The sequence below is a fragment of the Achromobacter sp. GbtcB20 genome, from assembly GCF_019091095.1.
GTDB lineage: Bacteria > Pseudomonadota > Gammaproteobacteria > Burkholderiales > Burkholderiaceae_B > Achromobacter > Achromobacter mucicolens.
The window spans coordinates 115,737-130,290 of record NZ_JAGXJZ010000011.1; the positions used below are offsets into that span (position 1 = coordinate 115,737).

Below are 14,554 nucleotides of genomic sequence, written 5' to 3' on the forward strand. Positions count from 1 at the left end.
CGTAAGCCTGATGGACAGAGGCTTTGGCCCGAAAGGACTAAGGCTTGCAAGCGCCTGAACGGAGCGGCCCGGCAATGAAAAAGCCGGCCCCCCGGCCGGCTCTTGCTTGTCTCAACAGACCCGTCGGCGTATCAGCCGCCGACTTTCAGCGTGCCCTTCATCATGGCCCAGTGGCCGGGGAAGGAGCAGAAGAATGCGTAGTTTTCGCCCGCGGCGAGCTTGGAGACGTCGATCTTGACGGAGTCGGATTCGCCGCCGCCGATGACCTTGGTGTGGGCGATGACGCGGGTGTCGCCCGCCTTGACGTAATCCTGTGCGAGGCCGGCGCCCATTCCGTCGGTGGCGACGCCCTGCTTGTCGGCTTCCTTGGTGAGCACCCAGTTGTGGCCCATGGCGACCTTGGCCATCTTGCCGACGTGCTTGAGGGTGACCGTGAATTCCTTGCAGCTCTTGTCGACGACGATTTCCTTGACGTTGAACTGCATGGCGTCGTTGCTTTCGACGGTGGCTTCACATTGCGCGGCCAGCACGGGCAGGCTGGTGGCGGAAAGAAGGATGGCGAGGGTGGCTTTTGCCAGCATGAAATTCTCCGATGACACAGCGGTCGATGCACGTACGCCAGCCATATGCAGACGCCGTTGCCGCCGCGGACCAGTGTAGGACCGCCTTCCCATCGATCGCTTGACATCCATCAAGCCCTACCCCGCATACCCCCCAAAACTAAGGAACTTCCCCTACATTTCGTAGGGCTATTAAGCATTCAAAGGGCCAAATTGACAAACCGCAATCCGGTGCCGGGTGCATGTTCGTAGGATGCCTGTAAGCAAACACGACGAATAGAGTTCAGCATGCGCGGCAGTACCGAAGTTCACCACCGGGTCGCACGATACGTTCAAGCCGCGTTGATTGCATTTTGGCTTTCCTGTCTGTTCCTGGCGCCAGCGGCGCAGGCGCAACGCCTGCCTGAATTCCTGGCCGCCACGCCCATCACCGATATCTTTCCCGGCGCCGACCGCACCGGGCCCGTCGAAGGCAAGCCCGCCGTCGCCCGCGTCTATGCGGGCGGCAAACAACTGGGTCTGGTCTATCTCACCACCGACGTAGTCAACACCCGCGGATACTCCAGCAAGCCGATCGACGTGCTGGTGGGGCTTTCGGACAACGGCCGCATCATGGGCGCAAAGCTCGTCGAGCACCACGAGCCCATCGTGCTGATCGGCATTCCCCAGTCCAAGGTCGACCACTTCATCCAGGGCTACGTCGGCCTGAACTTCGTCGAGTCCCCGCCCCGCCACGGCGCGCCGCCGCCCGTGGACATCGTCAGCGGCGCCACCGTCACGCTGATGGTGATCGGCGACACCATCACCCGATCGGCCATCGCGGTGGCGCGCGCGCACGGCATCGACAAGTCCGGCGCGGCGCGCCCGGCGGCGCAACCGGCCGCCACGCGCGTCCTGGACGAGGACAAGGACACGGTGCAGAGCTGGCAGGAACTGCTCGACGCGGGCGCCGTGAAGAACCTGCGCCTGACGCCCGACGACGTCAATCGGGCGTTCCTGCGATCCGGCCGCAAAGACGCCGCCGAACACGGCGAAGGCGGCCCCGACGACACCTTCATCGATCTGTATGCGGCGCTGGTCAGCGCGCCGTCCATCGGCCGCAGCCTGCTGGGCGACATCGGCTGGCAGCGCCTGAAAGAACGCTTGAAGCCCGGCCAGCAGGCCGTGCTGGTGGCGGGCAACGGCCTGTATTCCTTCAAGGGATCGGGCTACGTGCGCGGCGGCATCTTCGACCGCATCGAAGTCATCCAGGACGAAAGCGCCTTTCGCTTTCGCGACCGCAACCACCAGCGTCTGGCCGACGTCAACGCCAAGGGCGCGCCGGCGCTGCGCGAAGTCGCCCTCTTTGTGGTGCCTGAAGACGCGTCCCTCGACCCAGTCAAGCCGTGGCGCCTGCAACTGATGGTGCAGCGCGTGCTCAGCGTGTCGGACAAGGCATTTGTCACGTTCGATCTGCCCTACGAACTGCCCCAGGCCTACACCCGCTCCGTCGCGCCCCCGGCCGCCTCCGCGCCCAGCCCGGCGCAAGCTTCGCCCGCGACCGCGCCCGAGGCCGATTCCGCGCCCGCGCTGTGGAAGCAGATCTGGCAGGGCAAGGCCGGCCAGATCGCCATCCTGACCGTTGCCCTGACGGTGCTCGTCGGCATCTTCTTCTTCCAGGACCAGCTCACGTCGCGCCCGCTGCTGCACGACCGCCTGCGCCTGGCGTTCCTTGCCTTCGCGCTGTTCTGGATCGGCTGGTACGGCCAGGCGCAGCTGTCTATCGTGAACGTGCTGACGTTCTTCTCTGCCCTGCGCACCGATTTCCGCTGGGAATACTTCCTGATGGACCCGCTGGTGTTCATCCTGTGGTGCGCCACCGCCATCTCCATGGTGTTCTGGAACCGCGGCGCGTTCTGCGGCTGGCTGTGCCCGTTTGGCGCGCTGCAGGAACTGACCAACCGCATCGCGCGGCGGCTGGGCGTGCGTCAGCTGAAGATCCGCCACGGTGTGGCGCAGCGGCTGTCCACGTTCAAGTATGTGATCTTCCTACTGCTTTTCGGCTTCTCGCTGTATGACCTGGCGGTCGCCGAGCAGCTCGCCGAAGTCGAGCCCTTCAAGACCGCGATCATCCTGCACTTCGTGCGTCATTGGCCCTTCGTGCTGTTCGCCGTGGCGCTGCTTGTCGCGGGCCTGTTCATCGAGCGCTTCTTCTGCCGCTACCTGTGCCCGCTGGGCGCCGCCCTGGCCATCCCCGCCCGGCTGCGCATCTTCAACTGGCTCAAGCGCTACCGCGACTGCGGCAACCCCTGTCAGCGCTGCAACATCGAATGCCCCGTCCAGGCCATCGACCCCTCCGGCGAAATCAACCCGAACGAGTGCATCCAGTGCCTGCATTGCCAGATGCTGTACCACCACAAGCAGAAGTGCCCTCACCTGATCCAGAAGCAGGCCAAGCGCGAACGGCGCCCGGCGCCGCCCCCGGAGCCGGCGGTGCACGAAGTCGTTCTGCACCGCATGCCCAGCCCCACCCCGGCGAATCGCCCCAACCCGGAATCGTGAAACACGATTTTCGTACCGCGGCGCACCGCGCCGCCACTACCTAGGAGTTATCCATGTCCGACAAGACCCCCGAAAAAGCCGGCCTTACCCGCCGCAGCTTCCTGGGCACCGCAGCCATCACCGGCGCGGCCGGCCTCGTTGCCGGGGCGCAGATGTCCACCGCGCACGGCAAGGACGCCAAGTCCGGCAACGGCGGCGTGCTCGGGCACGTCGCGCCGGGTGAACTGGACGAATACTACGCGTTCAACTCCAGCGGCCAGTCGGGCGAAGTCCGCGTGCTGGGCCTGCCGTCGATGCGCGAACTGGTGCGCATCCCCGTCTTCAATCAATGCAGCGCCACGGGCTGGGGCCGCACCAACGAAAGCCGCAAGATCCTGACCGACGGCCTCACGCCCGAAACCCGCGAGTTCCTGAAGGACAAGGGCGGCGTGTTCCCCAACGGCGACGCCCACCACCCGCACCTGTCGTTCACCGACCAGACCTACGACGGCCGCTACCTCTTCATCAACGACAAGGCCAACAACCGCGTCGCGCGCATCCGCCTTGACGTGATGAAGACCGACAAGATCACCGAGCTGCCCAACGTATCGGGCGTGCACGGCCTGCGTCCGCAGCGCTATCCGCGCACCGGTTACGTGTTTGCCAACGGCGAGCACATCATTCCCCTGCCCAACGACGGCAAGGTGCTGGACGACCCGAAGAAGAACTTCTTCTCCGTCTACACGGCGCTGGACGGCGACACCATGAAGGTGGCGTGGCAGGTGCTGGTCGACGGCAACCTGGACAACGGCGATGCCGACTACCAGGGCAAGTATTCGTTTGCCACCTGCTACAACTCCGAGAAAGGCGTCACCGTCGAAGAGATGTCGGCCAACGAGCAGGACTGGGTCGTGGTCTTCAACATCAAGCGCATCGAGCAGGCCGTCAAGGACGGCGACTTCAAGACGATGGGCGGCGTGCCGGTCGTCGATGGCCGGCACGGTTCCAAGTACACGCGCTACATCCCGGTGCCCAACTCGCCCCACGGCTGCAACGCCGCGCCCGACGGCATCCACCTCATGCTGAACGGCAAGCTGTCGCCCACCGTGACGGTGATCGACGTGCGCAAGCTGGACGATCTGTTCGCCGACAAGATCAAGCCGCGCGACTGCGTCGTGGCCGAACCGCAGCTTGGCCTGGGCCCGCTGCACACCGCGTTCGACGGCCGCGGCAATGCCTACACCACGCTGTTCATCGACAGCCAGATGGTCAAGTGGAACATCGACAAGGCCAAGCGCGCCTACAAGGGCGAAAAGGTCGACCCGATCATCCAGAAGCTGGACGTGCACTACCAGCCCGGCCACAACCACTCGACCATGGGCGAAACCAAGGAAGCCGACGGCAAGTGGCTGGTGTCGCTGAACAAGTTCTCCAAGGACCGGTTCCTGAACGTGGGCCCGCTCAAGCCCGAGAACGACCAGCTCATCGACATTTCCGGCGACGAAATGAAGCTTGTGCATGACGGCCCCAGCTTTGCCGAGCCGCACGACATGTGCCTGGTGCACCGCTCCAAGATCAACCCGATCAGCGTCTGGAAGCGCGACGACCCCATGTGGGAAGACGCCCGCCAGATCGCCAAGAAGGACGGCGTGTCGCTGGAGGACGCCGCCAAGGTGGTGCGCGACGGCAACAAGGTGCGCGTGTACATGATGGCGGTCGCGCCCATGTTCAGCCTGAAGCAGTTCGAGGTCAACCAGGGCGACGAAGTCACGGTGTTCGTGACCAACATGGAAGTGATCGAAGACCTGACGCACGGCTTCACGCTGGAAGGCCACGGCATCGCAATGGAAATCGGACCCCAGGCCACGTCGTCCGTGACGTTCAAGGCAGACCGCCCAGGCATCTACTGGTACTACTGCCAGTGGTTCTGCCACGCGCTGCACATGGAAATGTCCGGCCAGATGATCGTGCACCCCAAGAAGTCCGCGTAACGATCCATGGCTGCCATCGCAACCTTGCGACTCGCGGCATGGGCCGCGGCCGGCATCGTGCTGGCCGGCTTCGGCCCGGCCCTGCACGGGGCCGCCGCGGCCGCCACGCTGGACGTGGCGGCGGGCGCGGACCTGGCGCAGGCCGTCGCCGAGGCGCAACCGGGCGACACGCTGCGTCTGGCGCCGGGGTCCTACGCGGGCGCCGTCGTCATCGACAAGCCGCTCACCCTTGAAGGACCGCAGGACCGATCCGCCATCATCGCCGGCACGCGCCAAGGACGCACGCTGTGGGTCAAGGCCGCGGACGTATCGTTGCGCCATCTGACCGTCACGCGCTCGGGGCTGGATCTGCCCGCCATGGACGCGGGCATCTTCCTGGACCGCACCGCGCATCGCGCCGTGGTGGAACACAACGACATCCTGGACAACCTGTTCGGCGTGTATGTGTGGGGTCCGCAGGATGCGATGGTGCGGGGCAACCGCATCGTGGGCAACCAGGAACTGCGCGTGGCCGAGCGTGGCAACGGGGTGTCCCTGTGGAACACGCCCGGCAGCGCGGTGGTGGACAACGACATTTCCGCCGGCCGCGACGGCATCTTCGTGAACACCAGCAAGCAGAACCGCTTCACCGGCAACCGCTTCCACGACCTGCGCTACGGCGTGCACTACATGTACACGAACGACAGCGAGATCAGCGGCAACGTGTCCACCGGCAACGACATCGGCTTTGCCATCATGTATTCGCACCGCCTGATCGTCACCGGCAACGAGGCCGTGAACAACGTCGAGCAGGGCCTGATGATGAACTACGCCAACGACTCGGACATCTCGGGCAACACCGTCGATGGCTCGGCCAAGTGCGTGTTCATCTACAACGCCAACAAGAACCGCTTTGCGGACAACCATTTTTCCAACTGCGGCATCGGCATCCATTTCACCGCGGGCTCCGAAGGCAACCGCATCTCGGGCAACGCCTTCATCAACAACCGCAACCAGGTCAAGTACGTGGGCACGCGGGTGATGGAATGGTCGGACGGTGGCCGCGGCAACTACTGGAGCGACAACACCGCCTTCGACCTGGACGGCGACGGCATCGCCGACACGGCCTACCGCCCTAACGACGTGGTGGACCAGCTGCTGTGGCGCGCCCCGGCCGCGCGCATCCTGCTCAACAGCCCCGCCATCTCGGTGGTGCGCTGGGCGCAATCGCAGTTTCCCGCGATCCTGCCGGGCGGCGTGATCGATAGCGCGCCGCTGATGAAGCCCGCCAGGCCGCGCGGCGCAAAAACCGGCGCGAAACGCGCCGAGGACATCCAATGAGCACTCCACTGGTGACGCTTTCGGGCGTCAGCAAACACTATGGCGACCACCGGGCCATCAGCGTCCTGGACCTGGACCTGCGCGAAGGCGAATGCGTGGCGCTGGCCGGTCACAACGGCGCAGGCAAAAGCACGCTGATCAAGCTGATCCTGGGCCTGATCCGCCCCACGCACGGGCGCGTCACGCTGTTTGGCCAGGACGCGCACAGCCCGGCTGCCGCGCGACTGCGGGACCGGATCGGCTACCTGCCTGAAACCGTGGCGCTGCATCCCGCGATGACGGGCGCCGAAACCCTGGCGTTCTATGCGCGCCTGAAGCGCCAACCACTGAAGCGCAACGCGGAACTGCTTGAAAAGGTGGGCATTTCCGGCGCGGCGCACCGCCGCGTGGGCGGCTATTCCAAAGGCATGCGCCAACGGCTGGCGCTGGCGCAGGCGCTGCTGGGCGAACCGCGCATCCTGCTGTTCGACGAGCCCACCACCGGTCTGGACCCCGCGTCGCGGCTCAAGTTCTACGAGATCGTGCATGAATTGCGCGCCAGCGGCGCGACCATCCTGCTCAGCACGCACGCCTTGTCGGAACTGGCTGGCCATGCCGACCGCATCGTCGTCATGAAGGCGGGCGTGAAGATCGCCGACGGCGGCATGTCCGCGTTGCGGCGCGATACCGGCCTGCCGATCCGCATCAGCGTGACGCTTGGGCCGGACGATGCGGCCGCCCCGCCGCCCTCCTCGGCCTGGCGGCAGATCGAGGCCGGCCGCTATGAGCGGCTGTGCCACGAATCGGACAAAGTCGAGGCCATCCGCAGCATCGGCGCCATCCGGGCGCCCATCGGCGACCTGGACATCCAGGTTCCCGGGCTGGACGACATCTACGCCCACCTGCTTGAACGGGAAGACGCATGAACGCCGTAAGCACAATCATCGGCAAGGAAATCCGCGACGGCCTGCGCAACCGCTGGGTCCTTGCCACCTCTGTCCTCCTGGCCGCGTTGGCACTGGCGCTGGGCCTCTTGGGCAGCGCTCCCACTGGCGCAGTCAAGGTCGATCCCCTGACCGTGACGGTGGTCAGCCTGTCCAGTCTTTCCATCTTGCTGGTGCCGCTCATCGCCATGCTGCTGGCCTATGACGCGATCGTCGGCGAGGTCGACCGCGGCACCATGGCCCTGCTGCTCAGCTATCCGGTGTCGCGATGGCAGGTCATCATGGGCAAGTTCATCGGCCACCTGGCCATCCTGGCCATTGCCACCGGCGCGGGCTACGGGTCGGCAGGACTGGCGCTGCAATGGGTCTATGGCGGCATGGATGCCGGCGCGTGGCGGCCCTTTGCCATGCTGATCGGGGCCAGCGTGCTGCTGGGCGCGAGCTTTCTGGCGATGGGCTACCTCATCAGCACGCTGGTGCGAGAACGCGCGACGGCGGCGGGCATCGCGCTGGGCGTGTGGCTGTTCTTTGTCGTCATCTACGACATGGGCCTGCTGGGCGTGCTGGCGGCGGACCAGGGCCGTCACGTCACGCCGGGCATGCTCAACGCGCTGCTGCTGGCCAACCCGTCCGACGTGTACCGCCTGCTGAACCTGACGGGCTTCGAGAACATCTCCATGTACGCCGGCATGGCGGGCGTCAGCGACCAGGCCCAGATGCCCGTGCCGTTGCTGGTGGCGGCGCAATTGCTGTGGATCGCGGTGCCGTTCCTTCTGGCGGCCTTCTGCTTCCGGAGGAAACAACTATGACGCTGCAACGTTGGGCCGCAATAACGGCCTTCTCGGCCATCATGCTGGCGATTTCAGCCTGCGGCGGCGACGAACCCGCCGCGCCGCCGCCCGCGCCCCAGGCGGTGTCCGCCGACGCCGTCGGCCACTACTGCGGGATGATGCTCAAGGACCATGCGGGGCCGAAAGGCCAGATATTCGTCAAGGGCCGCGCGGCGCCGGTGTGGTTCTCTTCGATCAAACAGGTCTTTGCCTACACCCGGCTGCCCGAGGAACCCAAGGGGCTTGCCGCTATCTACGTCAACGACATGGCGGCCGCGGGGCCCGACGGCGCCGCCGACCCGAAAGCCTGGGTGGACGCCCGCGAGGCGTTCTATGTCATTGGTTCCAGCTTTCTTGGCGGCATGGGCGCCGAAGACGCCATGCCGTTTTCGGATCAAACCCGGGCGATTGCCTTCGCCCAGGCCCACGGCGGCCGCGTCGTGCGCTTTGCCGACGTGCCCGAGGACTACGTGTTTGCCCAATAGCGATCGGCCGCCGCCCTGCCTCGAAGCCTCCCTGCCCCTCGCGCCCTTTCAGTAGATAACGCCATGAACCGTCCCACCCGCCGCCGCTTCCTCGGTATCGTCGCCGCGTCATCCGCGCTGGCCCTCGCCCCCAGCTTATGGCGCCGCGCGCAAGCGGCCATCGCCCCCACGCGCTGGCAAGGCGTGGCGCTGGGCGCCGATGCGGAACTGCGGCTGTACCATCCCGACCGCCAGGCGGCCGAACGGCTGATCGAACAGGCGCGGCAAGAACTTCGGCGGCTGGAAGGGGTATTCAGCCTGTATCGCGACGACAGCGCGCTGTCGGTCCTGAACCGCCAGGGGTATCTGGCCGATCCGCCGTCCGATCTTGTCCGGCTGCTGAGCGAAAGCCAGCACTACGCCGAACTGACCGGCGGCCTCTTCGATCCCTCCGTGCAGCCGTTGTGGCGTGTGTACGCCGATCACTTCGCGCGGCCGGGGGCATCGGCGGCCGGGCCGGCGAAGGCCGACATTGCCGCGGCCCTGCAGCGCGTGTCTTACCAAGGCATCGAGGTCGACCCGCAACGCATCCGCCTGCAGCCAGGCATGGCGCTTACGCTGAACGGCATCGCCCAGGGCTACATCACGGACCGTGTGACGGACCTGCTTCGCCATGCCGGGCTGGAGCGCGCGCTGGTCGATATGGGCGAAATCCGCGGCCTGGATGAATCGGCCGGCGCAACGGGCTGGCGCGTCGGGCTGGCCGACCCGTTGTCACCGGACCAGATCCTGACGCAGGTGCCGGTCAGCAACCAGGCGCTTGCCACGTCCGGCGGCTACGGCACGCCGTTCGACGCCGAGGGGCGGTATTCGCATCTCTTCGATCCGCACAGCGGCCAGGCGCGGCCGCTGTACCGCAGCGTGTCGGTCATGGCGTCCACGGCAACCGCGGCCGATGCGTTGTCGACCGCGTTCTCGAACATGCCGCTAGATCGCACCGCGCAGCTGGTGCGACGCCTGGGTGTGCAAGCGTGGATGGTGCTGCCCGACGGGCAATTGATTACGCAGACCGGCGACGCCTGATCCACCCGTCTGATAAAAGAAAACCGGCCACGAGGGCCGGTTTTTCATTGCGCCGCGCCGATCAGGCGGCAGACGGCGGGTTCAGCGTGGCAAGCATCTGCGTGAAGATCTTGGGGCTGGCGGCCAGCACGTTGCCGCTGTCCATCCAGCCTTGTTCGCCGTCGAAATCGGCGACCAGGCCGCCGGCTTCCAGGACCATCAAGCTGCCCGCAGCCAGGTCCCAGGGCTTCAGACCCACGCCGCAGAAACCGTCCAGGCGGCCGGTGGCCACGTAGGCCAGATCCAGCACGGTGGAACCCAGGCGGCGCACGCCCGTGGCGCCTTCGGCCATCTGGCGGAAACGCTGCGAACCCTGTTCGGGGTCGCCGGCGTTGGGCCAGTGCGCGCCCAAGAGCGCATCGTGGTAGCGGGTACGGCCCGACACGCGCACGCGGCGGTCGTTCAGGAACGTGCCGCTGCCGCGGCTGGCCGTGAAGAGTTCGTTGCGCGAGGGATCATAGATGACCGCTTGCGTGACCTGCCCGCGCTGCGTCAGCGCGATCGACACGGCATAGTTGGGCAGGCCGTGGATGAAGTTCGTGGTGCCGTCCAGCGGATCGATGATCCATTGGAATTCCGCCTGGTCAGGACCCTGCAGGCCGAACTCCTCGCCTAGAACGGCGTGGTCCGGATAGGCCGCGTGCAGCGTTTCGACGATGGACTCTTCGGCGGCCCGATCGACTTCCGTGACATAATCGCGCGGACCCTTGCGAGCCACGCTGAGTCGTTCCAAATCCATGCTGGCACGGTTGATAATGGTGCCGGCACGCCGGGCCGCCTTGATGGCGATGTTGAGCATCGGGTGCATAAAATTCCGTACGTATGCGATGAGTTGGCTTGATGATAGGCCGCTTGCCGCCCCCCGCCGCGCCGTCGCCCCCACGGGGAAATCGACCCAAAAAACCAGGAAGGCACGAAGCCAAACGTGCCATTTTAAATGACTCAAGCATTTTCACGTGTTCGCTTCGTAATGGTGAACCCCAGCCACCCCGGAAACGTCGGTTCCGCGGCCCGCGCAATCAAGACAATGGGCTTCTCGGAACTGGTCCTGGTGGACCCCAAATTCCCGGATGTAACAAGTCAGCCGGAGGCCGTGGCGCTGGCCAGCGGCGCGCTGGACGTGCTTGAAAACGCCCGCATCTATCCGACGCTGGAAGAAGCCCTGGCGCCCGTCACGCTGGCGTTTGCGCTGACTGCCCGGGTCCGGGACCTGGGCCCTCCGCCTTGCGACATCCGGCAGGCGGCCGACCTGGCCTGCGCGCATCTGGCGGACACGGCCGAGGGCGTGGCCGCCGTGGTGCTGGGCACCGAGCGCGCCGGCCTGACGAACGCGCAGATCGCGCTGTGCCACCGTATCTGCCATATCCCGGCCAATCCCGAGTACAGCTCGCTGAACGTTGCCCAGGCGCTGCAATTGGCCGCCTGGGAGCTGCGTTACGCCCTGCTGGTGGACCAAGGAGCCGAGCTGCTGCCCCGCTCGACCGCCCAGGAGCCCTCGCGCGGCGCGGCTCCGGCTTCCAGCGAGGCGGTGCAGGCCTTTCTTGCCCACTGGGAAGAAGCGTTGGTCGGCGTGCAATTCCTGGACCCCGCCCACCCCAAGAAGCTGATGCCGCGCATGCGCCATCTGTATTCGCGCCTGTCGCTCACCCGCGACGAGGTGGACATGATGCGTGGCGTCTGCACGGCGATGCTGAACGCGGCCAAGAAGAAATAGCGGCCGAAACCGGCAGGCCGGCAACGGCATTGCCAAACGCACGAATACAAAAGGGACGGGCATTGCCCGTCCCTTCTTGTTTGGCCCGTCCGCCGGCAGATCGCCGGCGGACATGCCGATCAGTCCACCTTGGCGCCCGAGGCCTTGACCACGGGGGCCCAGCCGTCGACTTCCGACTTGATGAACTGGCCGAATTCGGCCGGCGTGGTCTTCACGCCCACGGCGCCCAGCTTTTCAAAGCTGGTCTGCACAGAGGGCTTGTCCAGCGCCTGCTGCATGGCGGCGTTGAGCTTGTTGATCACTTCCGGCGGCGTGCCGGCCGGGGCCAGCAGGCCGAACCAGGACGACACGTCGAAGTCCGCAAAGCCCGATTCCTGCATGGTCGGCAGGTCCGGCGCGCTCTTGGAGCGCTCACGGGTGGTCACGGCCAGCGCGTTCAGCTTGCCCGACTGGGCGTGCGGCCAGGCCGACGGCATGTTGTCGAACATGAATTGCACCTGGCCGCCGATCAGGTCGGTCATGGCCGGGGCGCTGCCCTTGTACGGCACGTGCAGGACGTCGATGCCCGCCTTCATCTTGAACAGCTCGCCCGCCATGTGGATGGAGGTGCCGCTGCCGGACGAGGCGAAAGCCAGCTTGCCCGGGTTCTTCTTGGCGTAGTCGACCAATTCCTTCACGGACTTGACCGGCACCTGGGGATTGACCACCAGGATGTTCGGCACCTTGGCGCCCAGGGCGACCGGTGCGAAGTCCTTCGTCAGGTCGAACGAAACGTTCTTGTACAGGGTCTGGTTGATCGCGCTGGTCACCGCCACGAACAGCAGCGTGTAGCCGTCGGGCGTGGCGCGCATGACCTGGTCGGTGGCGATATTGCTGCCGGCGCCCGGCTTGTTTTCAACCACGAACGACTGGCCGAGGGACTCGGTCAGTTCCTTGGCCATGATCCGGGCGATCACGTCGGTGGTGCCGCCGGCCGAGAAACCGACCACGATACGGACGGGCTTGTCGGGATAGGCAGCGTGGGCGGAACCCATTGCAAATGCGCTTGCGGCGGTGGCCAGAAGGGTGGCGGCCAGACGCCGCATGCCAGGCTTGTGACCTGTAGTCATAGTGTCTCCGTGCAGGTACTGTCCATTAGATGGACGATTTGAATTATTGGATGAACGCATTCTGCGCTATACATGCGGATGGCATCAAGGTAGAGTCCACCCTACGGACAATGGTTTTCCCTCGTCCGTTCGTTGATAACCCTTAGTTTTCAGAGATTTGCATGCAAGACAGCGATGCCGCGTCCGCCGGCCCACGCACGCTACGCCGTGGGTTGGCCGTGCTGGCCGCCCTGCGTGACCAAGGCCCGGACGGCCTGAGCGTGACCGACATTGCCCGGTTGACCGGCATTCAGCGTCCCACCATCTATCGGTTGCTGGCAGCGCTGCTGGACGCCGGCCTGGTGTTGCCGGTCACGGGCACCAAGAAGTACCGCGCTCAGCTCGCCGTGGACCCGGACACGCGTTCGCGCGACCCGCGCGTGCGCCAGCTGCTGCCCGTGCTGCGCCGCCTGGCCGACCGCACCGGCGACGCCGTGTTCCTGGTGGTGCGCGAAGAAGACGATTCCATCAGCCTGCATCGCGAGATCGGCAGCTATCCCGTACAGATCCTGGCCACGTACGCGGGCAAGCGCCAGCCGCTGGGCGTGGGATCGGGCGGCATGGCGCTGCTGGCGGCCCTGCCCGACGACGTGGCGCGCGGCATCGTCGAGCGCAACTCCGGCAGGCTGGACGAGTACGGCGGCATGACGCCGCAAGAGATGTTCCGCCTCATAGAAAACACCCGTGCGCGCGGCTATTCCGTGGTGGGCAACCATGCGGTACGCGGCGCCCTGGGCGTGGGTTGCGCGCTGCTGGACGCGCAGGGCGCGCCCCTGTTGGCGGTCAGCGTCACGGCCATCATCGACCGCATGCCCGCGCAGCGCCAGCGCGAGATCGCAGGCTGGATCAAGACGGAACTGGCCCGGCTGGCAATGCCGGCCTGAACCGGGGATCGGCCGCGTCGCATTCATGCAATGAAAAAAGCCACGAAGCCGAGACGTAAAAAAAATGGGAGCCCCGCGAGGCTCCCATTTTCATGCCTGACGCCCTGCGCGCCTCGTTCAGGAAGCCGCGGCGCCGGTTTTGGGATTCTGGATCTCGCGCAGCGGGATCGGGGCCTGGAAACCGGCCTCTTCGAGCGCGCGGCGGATTTCCTGGTACAGGCTCCAGCGCAATTCCCAGTACTTGCCCGACTCGGCCCACACGCGCACGTTCACGGTGACGCCGTTTTCCTTGTAGTCGAACACCTTGACCTGAGGCGCCGGATCCTTCAACGCATCGGGACGCGCATCCACGATCTGCTGCAGCTTGGCGACCACCGCATCCAGATCGTCGCCATAACGCACCGGCACGGGGATATCCAGACGGCGCGTCTTGTTGCGGCTGTAGTTGGTGATGGTGGCGTTCCATACCGTGCTGTTGGGCAGCGTGAGATGAATGCCATCGCCCTGCACGAGACGCGTGAGAAACAGGCCCACCTCCTCGACCGTGCCGTCGGCGCCCGAACTGAGGGCGATGTATTCGCCGGCGCGGATGGGACGCAGGATCAGCAGCATGATGCCGGCCGCGATGTTCTGCAGCGTGCCCTGCAAGGCCAGGCCGACGGCAAGACCGGCGGCGCCCAGCACCGCGATCAGGCTGGCCGTCTGCACGCCAAAGCGCGCCAGCACCGCGATCACCGTGAAGATGCGTACCGCCCAGATCACGGTCGTGGAGAACATGGGAACGATCGTGGGATCGATCTTGGGCGACCGCGTGGCGGCCCGGCGGACCCAACCGCCCAGCAACGAAGACACCCACCAGCCGATGCCCAGGATAAGCAAGGCAACCAGCAGATTGATGCCCATGTCCATCAGCCTGGGCGCCCACAGATAGAACTCTTTTACGGCCTCATCCATGGAGGAACCTCCTGCGAAAAAAAATCGACGGAAGAATGTATCAGAAGCGGCTTGCGCAAAACGGCGCGGCGCCTGGCGGGAGTGTCAGGCTTTGTAAAGAGAACCGACCTGCAGCATAGGTCTT

13 protein-coding genes are annotated in these 14,554 nt (G+C 65.7%); 9 read left to right on the forward strand and 4 right to left on the reverse strand.

Annotation, left to right across the window (positions count from 1 at the left end; translation table 11 throughout):
* Positions 1 to 131 precede the first annotated feature (131 nt).
* Positions 132 to 581, reverse strand: coding sequence for an azurin (azu, locus tag KVT32_RS16025; protein ID WP_056323506.1), 450 nt, complete (start codon positions 579 to 581; stop codon positions 132 to 134).
* 267 nt (positions 582 to 848) lie between these two features.
* Between azu and KVT32_RS16030 the strand changes: the two genes are divergently transcribed.
* From KVT32_RS16030 to KVT32_RS16060, 7 genes are all read left to right on the forward strand, one after another.
* Complete coding sequence (locus KVT32_RS16030) at positions 849 to 3,101, forward strand: NosR/NirI family protein (protein WP_152385006.1); 2,253 nt, start codon at positions 849 to 851, stop codon at positions 3,099 to 3,101.
* Between the two features lie 53 nt (positions 3,102 to 3,154).
* Positions 3,155 to 5,071, forward strand: a complete 1,917-nt coding sequence (gene nosZ, locus KVT32_RS16035) for a TAT-dependent nitrous-oxide reductase (RefSeq protein ID WP_056323503.1) — start codon at positions 3,155 to 3,157, stop codon at positions 5,069 to 5,071.
* Between the two features lie 6 nt (positions 5,072 to 5,077).
* A complete protein-coding gene (locus KVT32_RS16040; protein ID WP_152385007.1) occupies positions 5,078 to 6,391 on the forward strand; it encodes a nitrous oxide reductase family maturation protein NosD in 1,314 nt (437 codons plus the stop codon).
* Positions 6,388 to 7,296: an ABC transporter ATP-binding protein gene (locus KVT32_RS16045; protein ID WP_152385008.1), complete on the forward strand. Its 909-nt coding sequence runs from the start codon at positions 6,388 to 6,390 to the stop codon at positions 7,294 to 7,296. The genes KVT32_RS16040 and KVT32_RS16045 overlap by 4 nt, the downstream gene beginning before the upstream one ends.
* Positions 7,293 to 8,123, forward strand: a complete 831-nt coding sequence (locus tag KVT32_RS16050; protein ID WP_217618496.1) for an ABC transporter permease — start codon at positions 7,293 to 7,295, stop codon at positions 8,121 to 8,123. The genes KVT32_RS16045 and KVT32_RS16050 overlap by 4 nt, the downstream gene beginning before the upstream one ends.
* Complete coding sequence (locus KVT32_RS16055; protein WP_217618497.1) at positions 8,120 to 8,629, forward strand: nitrous oxide reductase accessory protein NosL; 510 nt, start codon at positions 8,120 to 8,122, stop codon at positions 8,627 to 8,629. Before KVT32_RS16050 ends, KVT32_RS16055 begins: the two co-directional genes overlap by 4 nt.
* A gap of 63 nt (positions 8,630 to 8,692) precedes the next feature.
* The gene (locus KVT32_RS16060; RefSeq protein WP_217618498.1) at positions 8,693 to 9,691 is read left to right on the forward strand and encodes an FAD:protein FMN transferase; all 999 of its coding nucleotides are present in this window, start codon (positions 8,693 to 8,695) and stop codon (positions 9,689 to 9,691) included.
* Between the two features lie 61 nt (positions 9,692 to 9,752).
* Here KVT32_RS16060 and KVT32_RS16065 read toward each other — a convergent pair whose 3' ends face one another.
* The gene (locus KVT32_RS16065; RefSeq protein ID WP_056323489.1) at positions 9,753 to 10,538 is read right to left on the reverse strand and encodes an inositol monophosphatase family protein; all 786 of its coding nucleotides are present in this window, start codon (positions 10,536 to 10,538) and stop codon (positions 9,753 to 9,755) included.
* A gap of 129 nt (positions 10,539 to 10,667) precedes the next feature.
* On the opposite strand from KVT32_RS16065, the gene KVT32_RS16070 reads away from it, so the two are divergent.
* Entirely contained in the window at positions 10,668 to 11,444 is a 777-nt protein-coding gene (locus KVT32_RS16070) for an RNA methyltransferase (protein WP_217618499.1), read from the forward strand.
* Between the two features lie 119 nt (positions 11,445 to 11,563).
* Here KVT32_RS16070 and KVT32_RS16075 read toward each other — a convergent pair whose 3' ends face one another.
* Positions 11,564 to 12,553, reverse strand: coding sequence for a tripartite tricarboxylate transporter substrate binding protein (locus KVT32_RS16075; RefSeq protein WP_056323484.1), 990 nt, complete (start codon positions 12,551 to 12,553; stop codon positions 11,564 to 11,566).
* 161 nt (positions 12,554 to 12,714) lie between these two features.
* On the opposite strand from KVT32_RS16075, the gene KVT32_RS16080 reads away from it, so the two are divergent.
* Positions 12,715 to 13,476: an IclR family transcriptional regulator gene (locus KVT32_RS16080; RefSeq protein ID WP_056323481.1), complete on the forward strand. Its 762-nt coding sequence runs from the start codon at positions 12,715 to 12,717 to the stop codon at positions 13,474 to 13,476.
* A gap of 117 nt (positions 13,477 to 13,593) precedes the next feature.
* Here the strand turns inward: KVT32_RS16080 and KVT32_RS16085 are convergent, their stop codons facing one another.
* Positions 13,594 to 14,430: a mechanosensitive ion channel family protein gene (locus tag KVT32_RS16085; protein ID WP_056323479.1), complete on the reverse strand. Its 837-nt coding sequence runs from the start codon at positions 14,428 to 14,430 to the stop codon at positions 13,594 to 13,596.
* Positions 14,431 to 14,554: the final 124 nt, after the last annotated feature.